Genomic DNA, 15,584 nt, shown 5'->3' with positions numbered 1-15,584 from the left:
GGCGTGTCCTCGTTCCGCCCGGGACGGGTGGGTGTGGGTCGTTCCCTTGTCACCGTCCTTTGTCTGCCCATAAGTTGGGCGCTTGCGACGTGTCCTACAGCCAGTGGGGGAGCCAAGTCATGGCCGCGAACGGAAGACATCGCAGATACCAGCCGAGCCGTATCAACCGTGCCTCGCTCACTGTCACGGCAGGCGGGGCGGGCATCGCGATCCCGCTGCTGACCGCGGCTTCGGCGGGCGCCGCCACGGCCGATGTCTGGGAGAAGGTCGCCGCCTGCGAATCCACCGGCAACTGGCACATCAACTCGGGCAACGGCTACTTCGGCGGCCTGCAGTTCACCCGGTCCACCTGGGAGGCGTACGGCGGCACCCGCTACGCCCCGCGTGCCGATCTGGCCACCAGGGAGCAACAGACAGCCATCGCGGAGAAGGTCCTGGAAGGACAGGGGCCCGGCGCCTGGCCGACCTGCTCCACGCGGGCGGGCCTGACGCGGGGCGGCGACGCCCCCGACATCACGCCGCAGTCGGGGCGGGGCGGGCCGGTCGACGCGTCGTCGGCCGAGGCCGCGCCGTCCGGGAAAGTGAGCCCGACGGCCAGGGCGACGTCCGCGCCGGTGACGCCGACCACGGTGCCCGGTAAGCGGGAGTCGTACACCGTCGCGCGGGGCGACTCGCTCTCCGGGATCGCGGCGGCCGAACAGGTGCGGGGCGGCTGGCATCGCCTCTACACGGCCAACCGCCAGGTGGTCGGTGACGACCCGGACCTGATCTTTCCGGGACAGCGGCTCACCCTGGACGTGGCCGGGGCCCCGGAACCGGGGACGAGGACGGCCCCGAAGACCGCCGCGCGGGCGAGCCGGCCGTCCGGCAGGCAGCAGACGAAACCGTCCCGGCAGGCCGGGACCGCGAGACCGAAACAGAGCGCCGGGCCGCACCAGGCCGCGAAGCCGCAGCAGAAGAAGACCGACCGGGCCGAGAAGCATTCCGGTCTCGTCGCCCCGGTGGCCGCGACGCGCATCGGCACCTCGTACCACCAGGCCGGATCCTGGGCGAGCGGGTACCACACCGGCATCGATTTCCCCGTCCCGACCGGGACCTCGGTCAAGGCGGTCGCCTCCGGCACGGTCGTGTCGGCGGGCTGGGCGGGGGCGTACGGCTATCAGATCGTCATCCGGCACAGTGACGGCAAGTACAGTCAGTACGCGCATCTGTCCGCGCTCCATGTGCGCGAGGGCCAGCACGTCAGCAGCGGTCAGCGGATCGCCCGCTCCGGTTCCACCGGCAACGCCACCGGACCGCACCTGCACTTCGAGATCCGTACCGGCCCCGGCTACGGCTCCGACGTCGACCCGGTGTCCTACCTGAGAGCCGGCGGGGTCAAGGTCTGAACGCTTCTGTGCGCAAGGGTGGAGTCATCGGGGCCGACGGGTATCGCGTCCCGCCCGGTGGAGCCGCTGCCCGGGCGGCGCGCAGGACCGAACTCCACCTTCCCGATCCGGCGGCCCTCCAGCGGCATCGTCACCGGCAGCTGAAGCGGCGGAGGCGTTCCGGTGCCGGAGGGTGCGGCTCCCGCGTGCGGGGCGGGCTCCGTGCGTACAGCCACAGCGGTCCCGGCCCCGGACGGAGCGGCCGTCACCTCCACGGTCTCCACCGGATCGACGGCCGGCACGATCGCTGAGCCCTCGTCCACCGGCGGTGCGTCGGCGGCTGCGACCCGCCGCCGACCCTCGCGCCGCTCCGCACTCAGCCTCTCCGTCGTCAGCATGATCAGACCGGCTGCCGCGACCACCCCGCACACCAGCGCCAGAGCCGTGCCCGCCGTGCCGTGCCGGAAGTCCTCGCCGAAGAGCGTGATGCCGACCGCCGCGGCGACCACCGGGTTGACGACCGTCACGGTGGCGAGCGGTGCGGTGAGGCCGGCGCCGCGGTACGCGGTCTGGGACAGCAGCAGGCCTGAGCCGGCCAGCGCCGCGATCACCAGCAGCGTGGGCAGGCCCGCGCCCACCGCACCCGAGGCCCACTGCATCGCCACCGTCTTCGTGAACACCGATGCGATACCGAACGCCACACCGGCGGCCCCGGCCAGGACCACGCTCCGGACCACCGGCCGCCGCATGCCCTTCGAGATCAGCAGGAGGAGCGCCACCGCTCCGAACGTCAGGGCCGCGAGCGTCAGCTGCTCCGGACCCGCCAGTGTGTTCGACTCGCCGCTGCCGGTGAGGGCAAGCAGGCCGGCCAGTCCGGCGGTCGCCATGAGGGCGCCACGCCAGGCGGTGGCCCCGGCCCGGCGGCGTACGAAGAGGGCGGCCATCGGCAGGGCGAAGACGATCGTCAGCGCACCCAGCGGCTGTACCAGGCTGAGCGGGCCGTACGCCAGTGCCACCACGTGCAGGACCGCTCCCACGCCGTTCAATGCCACCGCCACCCACCAGATGCGGTTGCGCAGCGAGGTGAGGGAGCGGCCGTCCCCGGCCGCGGCGACGCGCTCCTGGACGATCGCGCCCGCCGCATAGGCGACCGCGGAGATCAGTGACAGCACCACGGACAGCGCGAGGAAACTCATGTGCACCACGATGGCCCTTCGAAGCCGCCGAGTCGTCGTCCTTGAGACTGCGATCCGACGTACTGCTCTGGTAGTACGGGAGTGCTTCCTGTGTCCTCCTACCGACGGTAGTCCGCACCGTTGCCGCCCTCTCACGACGATCATCCCGCACCGGTACGGTGGTCGGCGAGCCGCGGCGCCGGAGGTGTCCGCGACATGACCGGGAGTCGTCGGGGGAGCCATGGAGGAGCAGCGCATGGAGCAGGCCGACGGGTCCTCGGTCGGGGGGTTCTTCGTCCTGCGCAGGACACCGGTGCCGGGCGGTGCGCACCGCCCGCTTGCCGGACTGTACGCGGGGGAACGGGCACCGCTCACGGCCCGCGTCGACGCGGTCGCCGCCGCGCTCCGTACCCCGGAGCGCAGAGTGGCCGCCTCCGTCGCCCATCTGGGCCTCGCCGCCCGCCTCTGGTCGACCGCGCTCGGCGCCGCCGCCGTCGGGGGGCGCATCCCGGACCTGTCTGCGGACGGACTCCACTGGGACCCCGGGCACTCCGCGCCCGACGACCTGTGGCTCGATCCGGTGCCCACGCTTCCGGGCACGGCGGAGCGGATCCGGGAGGTCGTCCAGTACGGCCATCTCGTGCCGCTCGCGGAGGCGGTCCGGAGCGAGGAGAAGCTCGCGCACGGACTGCTGTGGGGCAACGCGGGCTCCGCCCTGGCCGGCGCGGTGCGCACACTGGTCGCCTGGGCGCGCGACCACCGGCGCCCCGACACGGCCGAGCGGGCCCGCGCGCTGGCCGCCGAACTCTTCGACCACCCGGATCTGCGGGACACCGGCGCCCCGCACACCCCGGCGTTCCGCAGGCGCAGCTGCTGTCTCTACTACCGGTGCCCGGGCGGCGGGCTCTGCGGGGACTGTGTCTTCGGCGACCGGCCCGGGACCTCCACAGGATCCGCACGCTCCGGCGGCCGGACTCCTCGCCGCTGAACCTCCTTGCCCAGAGGAGTGGATGACGGTCCCTCACGCGGTGGCGGGCACGGCGTCGAGCTGTCCGTGAACCTTCGGTGAGCAGGCCGAATGCCGGCTCGGCGTGCTGCCTCGCCGGTCCGTGATGTGACCGCTCCTACCGTCTCTACCTGCCCTTTTCCGTACTTCCCGTCGACCCTGTCATGGACCTGGACAGCCGAGCCGGTGTCGTGCTGTCATGCCAACTGCCGTTCCTTCCAACGTTGTACATCCTGTTGCAACGAGCCGCCACCCTTCCTCACCAAGGAGGATCAGTGCGCATCAGAAAGAAACTCGTCCTGCTTCTCGCCGTCGCACTCGGCACCGCCGGGCTGTCCGGTGTGCCTGCCGCGTCCGCTGCCGCGGACCCCGGCAGCACTGCCGAAGTGCACGGCCTGAAGGGCGAGTACTACACCCAGTCCGCCCCCGGGGCCTTCGACTTCGGACAGCTGAAGGCCACCGGATTCGATCCGGACATCGACTTCGCCAGCCTGGAATCTCGACTGAGCTCGGCCACCGGGCAGGCCGACGACGCCAGCATCCGGTGGACCGGGAAGATCGTGCCGGAGAAGACCGGTGCCCATCTCTTCTCGATGATCGGGGACAACGGGTTCCGTCTCTGGATCGACGGAAAGCCCGTCATCGACCACTGGGTCGACGACTGGGACAAGGAGCAGACCTCGCAGCCGGTCGAGCTGACCGCGGGCAAGGCCTACGACTTCAAGGTCGAGTACTTCGAACACTTCGGCGGGTCCAACCTGCACCTCAGGTGGACCGAGCCCGGTGGCACCAAGGAGCCCGTGCCGCAGTCCGCCTTCCGGCTGCCGGACGACTTCACGTACGACGGAGCCATCGGTGCCACCGTCCTCGGCGACGGCCGCACGCTCAAGCTGGACTTCGCACAGAAGCTCGCAGCCCTGCCCGGCGGACTCGCCGACCACCTCAACGCCGTCATCGGCGGCGCGACGTGGCCGCTCGGGACCATCAAGGCGGATCCCGCCGATCCGCGCAGCCTCACCGTCGCGCTCAAGGAACCGGTCGTCGGGAACAAGGCCGGCGACGCCAACGGGCTGGCGGATGTCCGTTACGACGGCCAGGGCGGACTGACCGGCCAGGACGGCAAGGCCGTCGGGGCCTTCTGGTCCAGTGGGCCCAACCACTCCACGTACGAACTCCGTACGAAGTGGGCCGACGAGGTCGGACCGCGCAACGCGCTGCCCGAGTACCCGCGGCCGCAGCTCACCCGGGACAACTGGCAGAACCTCAACGGCTCCTGGGAGTTCGCCGCGGCGAAGGCGGGGGAGCAGCCGCCGGTCGGCAAGAAGCTCGGCGAGAAGATCCTCGTTCCGTATCCGGTGGAGTCGCAGCTCTCCGGCCTCGAACGGCACGAGGACCGGATGTGGTACCGCCGCACCTTCACCGTTCCCCAGGGCTGGAAGGTCGGTGACGGCAAGCGGCTGCAGCTGAACTTCGGCGCCGTCGACTGGCAGTCCGAGGTGTATGTCAACGGGCACAAGGTCGCCGAACACAAGGGCGGCTACGACAAGTTCAGCGCCGACATCACCGATGCCCTGAAGCCGGGGCGGACCCAGGAGCTGATCGTCGGCGTCTACGACCCGACCGACGCCGCCGACGGCGAGAACCCGCCGATGGGCAAGCAGCGCCTCGACCCGAGCGGCATCTGGTACACCCCGTCGTCCGGGATCTGGCAGACCGTGTGGATGGAGCCGGTCGCCGCAGACCACGTCGACTCGCTCAAGCTCACCCCCGATGTCAAGGGTGAGAAGGTCGCCGTCGAGGTGCAGGGGGTGCGGGACGGGGTGCCGGTCACGGCGACCGCGTACGACGGGAAGCGCAAGGTCGGCACCGTGACCGGCCGCACCGGTTCGACGCTGAACCTGCGGGTTCCGCACCCGCACCTGTGGTCCGCGAACGACCCGCACCTCTACCAGTTGAAGGTCTCCGTCGGCTCCGACCGGGTCGGCAGCTACTTCGGGATGCGGTCCATCGCCGTGGAGAAGGTGAACGGCACCCCGCGCACTGTTCTCAACGGCAAGCCGGTCTTCATGATGGCCACCCTCGACCAGGGCTTCTGGCCCGACGGGCTGCACACCGCGCCCACCGACGAGGCGCTCGCGTCCGACCTGAAGATGCACAAGGCCATGGGGTTCAACTCCGTGCGCAAGCACATCAAGGTGGAGCCCGACCGCTGGTTCTACTGGGCGGACAAGCTGGGCCTGCTGGTCTGGCAGGACATGCCGGCGATGAACACCGTCAACCCGTCCGCCGCCGCCCGCACCGAGTACGAGCACGAGATGAAGGAGATGATCGACGAACACTACAACCACCCGTCGGTCGTCATGTGGGTCACGTTCAACGAGGGCTGGGGCCAGTACGACGAGGCCCGCATCGCCGACCAGGCGAAGTCCTGGGACCCGACCCGGCTGGTCAACAGCATGTCGGGCATCAACCTCGGCGTCGACGGAGGCACCGGCGACATCATCGACGAGCACGGCTACCCGAGCCCGGCCCTGCCCGCACCGGACGGGCAACGGGCCCTGGTCAGCGGCGAGTACGGCGGACTCGGACTGGCGGTGCCGGGCCACGCCTGGGCCGTGCAGCAGTCGTACATCGCGGTCGACCAGTCGACCTACACCGATGACTACCTCACCAAGCTCGACGAGGTGCGGGCGCTCGCCTGCAAGGGCGGCAACGGCGCCGTCTACACCCAGATCTCCGACGTGGAGGGCGAGTTGAACGGACTCCTCACCTACGACCGGAGGATCGTCAAGCCCGACGTGAAGCGGGTCGAGGCGGCGCAGGACGCGCTCGTCCGCGACGCGTCCAACCCCGTGGTCGCGGGGTGCCCGTCGGCCTGACCGTCGACACCGCTCCGGCCCGCCCCTCCCCGGGCGGGCCGGAGCGTTCGTGTCCGAACCCTTGACGTGGATCACCGGGGAACCAAGAATGATCGCGCTCTGACAACGTTGTCCTAGGAGGAGTACACCCAATGCACCGGATCCCACGGCCGAGACTCCGCGGCCCGGCGGCCGCGCTCGCCGCTGTCGCGCTTCTCGGAGGTGTCCTCACCACCGGGGCCACGGCCCAGGCCGCCCCCCGTGCCGACGGACAACTGACCGACCTGGTCAACTCGTTCATCGGAACCCAGAACGAGGGCAACACCTATCCCGGCGCCTCCGTGCCGTTCGGCATGGTGCAGCTCTCTCCGGACACCGGTCACAACACCGGGTACGACTACGCCCAGAACCAGATCCGTGGCTTCTCCGCCGTCCATCTCTCCGGTGTCGGCTGCGGACTCGGCGGCGATCTGCCCACGCTGCCCACCACCGGTGACGTCACCCAGACCGACTACGCCAAGTACGCGGCGGAGTTCAGTCACGACGACGAGAAGGCGAGCCCGGGCTACTACAAGGTCGGACTGAAGACCGGGATCGACGCCGAGCTCACCGCCACCAAGCGCACCGGTGTGCAGCGCTACACCTTCCCGGCCACCGACAAGGCCAACGTCCTGCTCAACGCGGGCCAGTCGCTGCACCGGACGCTCTCGTCCACGGTGGAGATCCTCGACAACCGCACCGTGCGGACGGCGATCACCGGCAGCGGCTTCTGTCAGGACACCAAGCCGTACACCGTCTACACGATCACCCACTTCGACCGCCCGTTCACCACCTCCGGCACCTGGAACGGCGACACCGTCACCGAGGGCTCCAAGAAGTCCTCGGCCACCGATGCCCGCAACGGTGCCTGGCTGCGCTTCGACACCACCAAGGACCGCACCGTCGAGGCCACCACCGCGCTGAGTTACGTCGACGCCAAGGGCGCCGCGCTCAACCTCCGTGCCGAGGGCAGCCGCAGCTTCGACCGGGTCGAGCACGCCGCCCAGCAGTCCTGGGAGGAGCGGCTGGAAGGTGTGAAGGCCGAGGGCGGCAGCGACGCACTGCGCCGGACCTTCTACTCGTCGCTCTACCGTTCGTTCCTCGCGCCGAACGTCGGCAGCGACGTGGACGGCCGCTACACCGGCTGGGACCAGAAGATCCACCGCGCCAAGGGGTTCACGTACTACCAGAACTGGTCGCTCTGGGACACCTACCGCACCCAGGCCCAGCTCCTCTCGCTGCTCGCCCCGCGCGAGTCGCGTGACATGGCGATCTCGGTCCTGCGGATCGACGCCGAGAGCGGCTGGCTGCCCAAGTGGGGCTACGGCACGGTCGAGACGAACATCATGACCGGCGACCCGGTCACCCCCTTCCTCACCAACGCCTACCAGCAGGGACTGCTGAAGGGGTACGAGGAGGAGGCGTACCGCGCCCTGAAGAAGAACGCCGACGGGGTCCCGCCCGCGGACTCCGCACCGGTAGGCCGCGAAGCCAACGTGCAGTATCTGAAGGACGGCTTCGCCCCGTACATCAAGGACCGTCAGCACGTGAAGCCCGGGGACTCGGACTTCGACCACGGCGCCTCGGCCACCCTGGAGTACGCCCTCTCCGACGCCATGCTCGGCGAGATGGCCCGCGACCTCGGACATAAGGCAGACGCCCGGCGTTACGAGGCGCGCGCCCAGAACTACCGGAAGATCTTCGACCCGTCGACCGGCTTCTTCCGCGCCCGTGACGCCTCCGGTGCCCTCACCGGCCCCGCCGACCCCGCGCAGAGCGAGGGCTTCCACGAGGGCACGTCCTGGCAGTACCAGTGGCTCGTTCCGCAGGACCTGCCGGGCATGGTCGGGCTGATCGGTGGCAAGGACGCCGCCAACCAGCGGCTCGACTCCTTCTTCGCGTACGACAAGCTGGTCGCCGATCCCGCGAAGACCGCCCGCGAGGTGTGGGTCAACGGCCCGTACGCGTACTACAACGCGGACAAGTACAACCCGCAGAACGAGCCCGACCTCATCGCCCCGTACACCTACCTCTCCACCGGGCAGCCGTGGAAGACCACCGATGTGGTGCACGCGGCCCTGACCCTCTTCACCGACGGTCCGACCGGTATGACGGGCAATGACGACCTCGGCACGATGTCCGCCTGGATGGTGCTCTCCTCGATCGGCGTCTTCCCGGTCCAGCCCGGCACCGACACCTGGGGCCTGTCCACGCCGGCCTTCGAACGCGTCGACATCACGCTCGACCGCCGCTACTACCCGCACGGGTCGCTCACGGTGAGCGCGCCCGGCGCCTCGGACACCGACCGGTACATCCAGTCGGCGCGGATCGACGGTGCGGCTCAGGGGCGCACCTACCTCACCACCGACGACATCCGCTCGGCCCGCTCGCTCTCCTTCACGGTGGGCAGCAGCCCGTCGGCCTGGGGCACCTCGCCCGAGGACGCACCGCCCGCTCTCGGCTGAGCCCCGCTCCGTCGGAAACCCGGACGCCCGCCCCCGGCTCACCAGGGGGCGGGCGTCCGCCGTTGCCGGGGGTCAGGCCGGCAACGGCGGGTCGACGGCCTCCGCCACGGTGGCGAAGACCGGCAGCGCACTGTCCAGTCCGAGTACGCGGATGAGCCTGTCCATGAAAGGCGACGGTGCGGCGAGCCGCATCCGGGGGCCCAGCAGAGTCTGCCCGTGGAGCAGCGTGTTCACCGTCGTGGAATCCGCGAACGACACGGCGGACAGATCGACGACGACCGGGGCGAGCCCGTCCCGCGCCGCGCTCTCCAGCGCGGTGCCGAGCATGCCGACGTTGTCGATGTCGAGATCACCCGACAAGGCGAGTACCAGCGCTCCCCGCTCCTGGCGTGGGACGATTCGCATGGCCTTTTCTTCGCTGGGCGGTGGAAGCACGGAAGGCACCTCAGGATGCACTGGGTGGACGGGAACGGCCGTCGCGGGCGGGCGGCTCGGTCGCGATCCGTCCCGGCTCGCGGCGTGGGGTACCTGCCGAACGATAGAAGGAACAGTTGTCGCTTGACAACATTCTCCGTGGGTAACAATCTATTTCCAGTTGATCAACAACGACCGCACCCACGTCGGGTCCGGTTCGCTCACGCGCAGGACAGGGGCCGGATGATGCTAGGCGCTCTCCGCGACATCGTCGCGCAGCCGGGTCCCAGGACCGCCGTCCGCCCCGATCCGCTCGGCAGCGGCCGTGTTGAATGCGGCCAGCCCTTCCGCGAGCGCGGCCACCGCGGCCTGCGGCATCCGTCCCAGCACCGCGGCGAACTCCCGGGTGCGGATCGACCGGTACTCCTCCAGCAGGGTGCGGCCGTGCTGGGTCAGCCGGAGCTCGACCTCCCGGCGGCTGGTGGCACTGGGCTCCCGCCGGACCATCCCCATGGCCTCCAGACGGTCGCAGAGCCGGCTCACCGAGGGCGCGCGCGAACCGAGTGCCTCACCGAGCGATCGCAGATTGCTGCCCTCCTGCTGCTCGATCACGAGCAGTGCCCGCAGCTGCGAGGGCGAGAACGCGACCGCGGCCTCCTGCCCCCGCGACCACAACACCTCCAGCAACTCGGAGGCGGAACAGACATCCGCGGACACCTGCTCCAGGGGGCGCGGGTGACCGGTGGTACGGGGCATCCATCCACTCTTTCACTCCGCACACCCGTCTGTCAGCCCGGAACCGGCCCGGCTGCCGCTCGAAGAAGGACCCGGAGACCGTGAGCGCCCGCCAGGAGATCGAAAGAGCGGTGCGGGCGGCGGCGCCGTACGCCCTGGTCGAGACGGTCCGCGACGCACTGCGCAGGGAGTACGGCGCGCTCCGCGTCCAGCTCCTGCTGGCGGACTACGGCATGACCGTACTCAGGCCCGTCGACCCCGTCGACGGCCCCGGCGACCCGCTGTCGATGCACAACAGCCCGGAGGGCCGGGCCTTCGGCAGCCAGGAACCGCGCGAACAGCCCCTCCGGCACGACGACGCCCGCGACCATCACCTCCCGGTGACGGTGCGCGGGGAACGGCTCGGCATTCTCACCGTGCGCCTGCCCGCCGGGAACTCCACCCCGGCCACGGTGGACGAGCTGACCCATGTGGCCGATCTCCTCGGCCACGAGATCCTGGTCGCGGAACGGGACACCGACCTCTACCAACGGGCACGCCGGGTCAGCAGGCTCACCCTCGCGGCCGAGATGCAGTGGCAGCTCCTTCCCGCGCGGGCCTGCACGGCGGCCGAGTACGCCATCGGCGCGCAACTGGAACCCGCCTACGCCATTCACGGCGACAACTTCGACTGGTCCGCCGACGCCGGCGAGCTGACCGTCGCCGTCACCAACGGCATGGGCGAGGGCATCCAGGCGTCGCTGCTCACCAACCTCGCCGTGAACGCGCTGCGCAACGCCCGGCGTGCCGGGATCGACATCGCCGACCAGGCGTCCCTCGCGGACCAGGCGATCTACGGGCTGCACCGCGGAAGCGCGCACGTCTCCACCCTGCTGCTCCATTTCGACCTGGCCACCGGCCGGGTGGGCGCCGTCGACGCGGGCTCTCCCCAGCTGTGGCGGCTGCGCGGCAGGACGGTCACCCGTATCGGCCTGGAGGCGGAACTCCCGCTCGGCATGTTCGAGGAGTCCCACTACTCCGTCCAGGAGTTCCACGTGGTGCCGGGGGACCGGCTGGTGCTGGTCAGCGACGGCGTCTACGAGGCCGTGTCGCCACTGGGGGAAACGTACGGGGAACGGGCTCTGGCCCGCGCGATCCTCGCGACCAGGCTGCTGCCGGCCGCCACAGTGCCGCGCGCCGTGCTGCGGGAGCTGGCCGACTACCGGGGCTCGGAGACACTCGACGACGCACTCGTCATGTGCATCGACTGGTTCGGCCGGCAGTAGGGAGTCTTCCCAGGGACACGGCTCCAGGGTCTGGGCAGGACCGTGTCCGGCCCGCCACCGAGCGGTCAGCTGCTGAGCTCGAACTCGGCCCGGATCCGCTTGCCCACCGGGACACGCTCGGCGGTCAGCCGGTCGCAGAGAGCGACGACGATCTCCATGCCGTGACCGCCGAGGCGGCTCGGATCGGGGGAGAAGAAGACGGGAAGCGCCGTGCTGCTGTCGTAGACCGTCACGCTGATCCGCCGCGCGGTGCCCTCCAGCTCCAGCAGATAGGGGCCGTGGCTGTAGCGGTCGGCGTTGGTGACCAGCTCGCTCACGGCCAGCATCAGGTCGTTACGGGTGTGCTCGCCGAGCACCGCCAGCCATTCGCTGGTGAGCCGCATCAGGAACTGGTCGGCCAGGGCACGTGCCTGCGCGATGCAGCCCGGTTCACCGCCGAACACCTCGGCGATGTGGAGTGCCTCTGTGAGCCGGTGACCCGGCTGCGGGTCGTCCGGGCGGGAGAGGGCGTGTTGGTTCATGAGCTCCAGCCAGGGCGCAGCGGGGGAGGTCGGTGACCTTTTCTTCGCGGTTCATCTACCCGTGTCAAGAGATCCCACTCCTGGACATCACGAAGGCGGTCAGGAGCGGCCGGGCAGCCGTACGACTGTCACGAAGAACTCGTCGATCTGGCGCACGGCGGCGATGAACTGATCCAGGTCGACCGGCTTGGTGACGTAGGCGTTGGCATGCAGTTTGTAGCTGCGCAGGATGTCCTCCTCGGCGGAGGAAGTGGTGAGTACGACCACCGGAATGAGGGCCAGCTCCGGGTCGCTCTTGATCTTCTCGAGCACCTGCCGGCCGTCGTACCGGGGCAGGTTCAGGTCGAGCAGGATCAGGTCGGGGCGGGGAGCGTCGCAGTGGTCGCCGCGGCGGTAGAGGAAGTCCAGCGCCTCCTGGCCGTCCCGCACCACATGGAGGGTGTTGCGGATCTTGTTGTCCTCGAAAGCCTCCCGGGTCATGAGCTCGTCGCCGGGGTCGTCCTCCACGAGAAGGACTTCTATGGGCTGTACCGGGGTGTTCACGTGGCGTCTCCGGAGGGATCGGAATCAGGAGCGGGAGCGGCGGCCTCGGCAGCCGGGTGGCACGCCGTGTCGGGGCTGACCGGCAGCGAGAAGTGGATGCGAGCGCCTTCGCGGTATTCGAGGTCCAGCCAGATCCGGCCGCCGTGGAATTCGATGATCTTGCGGCAGAGCGCCAGTCCGATGCCCGTGCCGTCGTAGTCGTCGCGGGAGTGCAGCCGCTGGAAGATGACGAACACCTTCTCCGCGAACTCGGGGGCGATGCCGATGCCGTTGTCCTGCACGGTGAAGAGCCACTCGTCCTCCTCCCGGACACAGCTGACCGTGATCACACACGGAACCTCGGGCCTGCGGAACTTCACCGCGTTCCCGATCAGGTTCTGCCAGATCATCGTGAGCGTCGTCGGGTCACCGATCACCTGCGGCAGCGTGTCCTGCCGGACGAGGGTGGTACCGGTCTCCTCGATGGACAGCGCGAGATTGGCCGCGGCACGGTCCAGCGAGCGGTCGAAGTCCACGGAGTTCCAGCTGTCGTGCACCCGGCCCACCCGCGAGAAGGTGAGCAGGTCGTTGATGAGCACCTGCATCCGCTTGGCCCCGTCGACCGCGAAGTCGATGTACTGCTTGCCGCGCGCGTCCAGCTCCTCGCCGTACCGCTTCTCCAGGAGCTGGCAGAACGACGCCACCTTGCGGAGCGGTTCCTGGAGGTCGTGCGAGGCGACGTAGGCGAACTGCTCCAGTTCGGAGTTGGAGCGACGGAGCTCCTCGGTCTGCTGGGCCAGCAGCGATTCACGCTCCTGGGCCTCTTCGAGCTCCGAGACCAGACGGTTGCGCATGTCCTCGACGGCCGCAGCCACCGCCCGCACGTCGGACGGCCCGTGGACCTCTATGCGGTGCCGGAACGCGCCGGCCCGTACCTTGCCCGAGCCGATGGCGAGGACACTCAGCGGGCGGGCCACCACACGGTTGAACAGGATGCTGAGCGAGATCACGGAGAGCACGAAGACGAGCAGCAGGGCGATCAGCGCCCGGTCGCGTATGACCCGGGCGCCGTTGAGCTCGGCACGCGCCCGGTCCCGGGCGACGTCGAGGTGCCGCTGCTGCGTTCCGTACAGCGAGCGCAGGATGTCGAATTCCCGCTTGCTCTCCAGGATCCTGGCGGCGGAGTCGGCAGCCGGCCCCTGTCGCGCCGAGGCGATCAGCGGTTCCGCGTGCAGGGTGCGCCACCGTGCGGAAGCCTCGGCGATCCGGTTCAGGTCGTCGCTGAACGGCTGTTCGTCACCGAGTACCGCGCGCACCCGGGCGATCCGCTGCTTTTCGTCCCGCTTGCCGGCCTCGTAGGGTTCGAGGAAGGTCTTGTCGCCGCTGAGCGCGTACCCGCGGACCCCCGTCTCCTGATCGAGCAGGGCGTTCTGCAGCTGGAAGGCGGACGAGCGGGCCGGCTGGATACGGTCCACCAGTTCGATGGTCCGGTCGGATATTCGGGCCAGCACCAGCCCTCCCACCACCAGGCACCCGCAGACGACCAGCACGAATCCGCCCAGGATCAGATGCACCCAGTTCTGGACCGACAGGCGGGAGAACCCACGCTTGCGCGGGGCCGGTCCGGTGGCTGTGTCACTCATGGGGGGTCTTTCTCCAGCCGAGATGCAGTACGGCGACGTCGTCGGCCAGGCCCCCGTAGGGCGAGGCGCCTTCGGTGGCGCCGGCGACCAGCGCGTCGATGAAGGGGCGGGCGGCGAGTTCACCGGCGTTCCGCGCCATGGCGAGCAGTCCTTCCTCGCCGAGACGCGAGTCAGGGCCCGTGCGCCCCTCGAAGAGTCCGTCGGTGAAGAGCACCACCCCGCCGTCGCGGGGGAGTGCGAGTTCGGTCGTCGACCACTGGCCGGCTCCGGGGAGGAGACCCAGCGCCATGCCGCCCTCGGGCTCCACCCACTCGACCTCCGTGCCCCGCCGCAGCAGGAGCCCGGGGTGCCCGGCCCGCACCACCCTGACGAGCCGGGCGTCGGAGGGGAAGACGAGTGAGGTCACCGTCGCGAAGACATGGGGGTCGGAGCGTTCGGCGACCAGAATCGCCTCCAGGAGCCGTATCTGCTCCAGCGGGTCGGTGTCGCACAGCACGGCTGTACGCCACGCCACACGCAGACACACACCGAGCGCGGCCTCCGCCGCGCCGTGCCCCGACACGTCGCCGATCACGGCGTGCACGGTGCCGTCGGGGGTCTGCACCACGTCGTAGAAGTCGCCGCTCAGCAGTCCGTGCGCGCGGCCCGGCTCGTAGCGGGCGACAGCATCGAAACTCTCGTCGCGCAGCAGCGGCACGGGCAGCAGCCCGCGCTCCAGGCGTGCGTTCTCCTGGGCCATCAGCCGGTTGGCGCGCAGCGCGGCGGCGGCCCGTTCGACCTGCTTGCGCTGGAGGGCGTAGCGAACGGCACGGGACAGCGCCTGCGGGTCGATCCGGCCCTTGACGAGGTAGTCCTGTGCGCCGGTGGCGACGGCGGCGAGGCCCGCTTCGGCCTCCGCCAGTCCGGTCAGTACGACGATCGCGGCGTCCGGCGTCGTCTCCACGATCTGGGTGACCGCCTGCAGACCGTGCACATCGGGGAGATGCAGATCGAGCAGCACACAGACCGGGGTGGTGAGGGCCTGCAGGAACTCCAGGGCCTCGGTGAGCGACTTGCGCCAGATGAGACCGGAGTCCAACTCGCTGTCGGTGAGCATCTCCTCGACGAGGAGGGCGTCACCGGCGTCGTCCTCGACCAGCAGGATCGTGGCGTCGACGTTCCATACGGAACGCCCGGGGCCGGACTGCGCCGGGAGGGCGGCCAGGGCCGCGGGATGTGCCGAGGCGATTGCGCGCGGCTCAGACACTTTCCACCCCCCTCGTGTGGTCGGCGCAGGTCATTACCGGTCGCCCGCAGCATATGCGAAGCAGCGGTGCCGACACGCGGCCGGGAGCGGACGGTCCGGCGGGCGCCGGTGTGCCAGGGCGGCGCACGGCGCGCCGGGAAACTCACCGGCGGAGCGGGCGGCATCGCTTCGCTCCGACGGTGAGTCTCCCGGCGGATCAGCTCGGTGGCAGCAAGCCCGTCGTCCCCGCCGACGGGCCGTGCGGGGCGGATGCGGTGAGTTCCGCCACGGTCCTCGCCGACGCACCTGCGCGGACGGCCGGAACTGCTTCCGGCCGTCCGCGCAGGTG

General features: G+C 70.1%; 12 protein-coding genes. 5 read left to right on the top strand and 7 right to left on the bottom strand.

Annotated features, from left to right (window positions below; translation table 11 throughout):
• Positions 1-119: 119 nt before the first annotated feature.
• A complete protein-coding gene (locus ACFVXE_RS28685) occupies positions 120-1,388 on the top strand; it encodes a transglycosylase family protein (protein ID WP_389675450.1) in 1,269 nt (422 codons plus the stop codon).
• On the opposite strand, the gene ACFVXE_RS28680 is transcribed toward ACFVXE_RS28685, so the two are convergent.
• On the bottom strand, positions 1,358-2,572 hold the full coding sequence (locus ACFVXE_RS28680) for a DMT family transporter (protein WP_389675448.1): 1,215 nt from the start codon (positions 2,570-2,572) through the stop codon (positions 1,358-1,360). The genes ACFVXE_RS28685 and ACFVXE_RS28680 overlap by 31 nt on opposite strands.
• 226 nt (positions 2,573-2,798) lie before the next feature.
• On the opposite strand from ACFVXE_RS28680, the gene ACFVXE_RS28675 reads away from it, so the two are divergent.
• The 3 genes from ACFVXE_RS28675 (at position 2,799) to ACFVXE_RS28665 (ending at position 8,910) form a co-directional block, all read left to right on the top strand.
• Entirely contained in the window at positions 2,799-3,530 is a 732-nt protein-coding gene (locus ACFVXE_RS28675; protein WP_389675446.1) for a (2Fe-2S)-binding protein, read from the top strand.
• A 293-nt stretch (positions 3,531-3,823) separates the two neighbouring features.
• Positions 3,824-6,427 (top strand): PA14 domain-containing protein, encoded by a 2,604-nt coding sequence (locus tag ACFVXE_RS28670; protein WP_389675445.1) that lies wholly within the window; start codon positions 3,824-3,826, stop codon positions 6,425-6,427.
• Between the two features lie 131 nt (positions 6,428-6,558).
• On the top strand, positions 6,559-8,910 hold the full coding sequence (locus ACFVXE_RS28665; RefSeq protein WP_389675443.1) for a GH92 family glycosyl hydrolase: 2,352 nt from the start codon (positions 6,559-6,561) through the stop codon (positions 8,908-8,910).
• A gap of 72 nt (positions 8,911-8,982) precedes the next feature.
• On the opposite strand, the gene ACFVXE_RS28660 is transcribed toward ACFVXE_RS28665, so the two are convergent.
• Positions 8,983-9,315, bottom strand: a complete 333-nt coding sequence (locus ACFVXE_RS28660; protein WP_389675442.1) for an STAS domain-containing protein — start codon at positions 9,313-9,315, stop codon at positions 8,983-8,985.
• 258 nt (positions 9,316-9,573) lie between these two features.
• On the bottom strand, positions 9,574-10,080 hold the full coding sequence (locus ACFVXE_RS28655) for a MarR family winged helix-turn-helix transcriptional regulator (RefSeq protein WP_389675440.1): 507 nt from the start codon (positions 10,078-10,080) through the stop codon (positions 9,574-9,576).
• Between the two features lie 80 nt (positions 10,081-10,160).
• Between ACFVXE_RS28655 and ACFVXE_RS28650 the strand changes: the two genes are divergently transcribed.
• A complete protein-coding gene (locus ACFVXE_RS28650) occupies positions 10,161-11,324 on the top strand; it encodes a PP2C family protein-serine/threonine phosphatase (protein ID WP_389675438.1) in 1,164 nt (387 codons plus the stop codon).
• Between the two features lie 65 nt (positions 11,325-11,389).
• Here ACFVXE_RS28650 and ACFVXE_RS28645 read toward each other — a convergent pair whose 3' ends face one another.
• The 4 genes from ACFVXE_RS28645 to ACFVXE_RS28630 form a co-directional block, all read right to left on the bottom strand.
• The gene (locus ACFVXE_RS28645; RefSeq protein WP_389675437.1) at positions 11,390-11,845 is read right to left on the bottom strand and encodes an ATP-binding protein; all 456 of its coding nucleotides are present in this window, start codon (positions 11,843-11,845) and stop codon (positions 11,390-11,392) included.
• Between the two features lie 99 nt (positions 11,846-11,944).
• Positions 11,945-12,388, bottom strand: coding sequence for a response regulator (locus ACFVXE_RS28640; protein WP_389675435.1), 444 nt, complete (start codon positions 12,386-12,388; stop codon positions 11,945-11,947).
• The gene (locus ACFVXE_RS28635) at positions 12,385-14,010 is read right to left on the bottom strand and encodes an ATP-binding protein (RefSeq protein WP_389675433.1); all 1,626 of its coding nucleotides are present in this window, start codon (positions 14,008-14,010) and stop codon (positions 12,385-12,387) included. The genes ACFVXE_RS28640 and ACFVXE_RS28635 overlap by 4 nt, the downstream gene beginning before the upstream one ends.
• Positions 14,003-15,214, bottom strand: coding sequence for a PP2C family protein-serine/threonine phosphatase (locus tag ACFVXE_RS28630; RefSeq protein WP_389675490.1), 1,212 nt, complete (start codon positions 15,212-15,214; stop codon positions 14,003-14,005). Before ACFVXE_RS28630 ends, ACFVXE_RS28635 begins: the two co-directional genes overlap by 8 nt.
• Positions 15,215-15,584 lie beyond the last annotated feature (370 nt).

Source organism: Streptomyces sp. NPDC058231, assembly GCF_042882275.1.
Classification (GTDB): Bacteria; Actinomycetota; Actinomycetes; order Streptomycetales; family Streptomycetaceae; genus Streptomyces.
The sequence above is the reverse complement of the archived record's forward strand: the minus strand, read 5'-3'. Positions and strand labels throughout refer to the sequence as shown.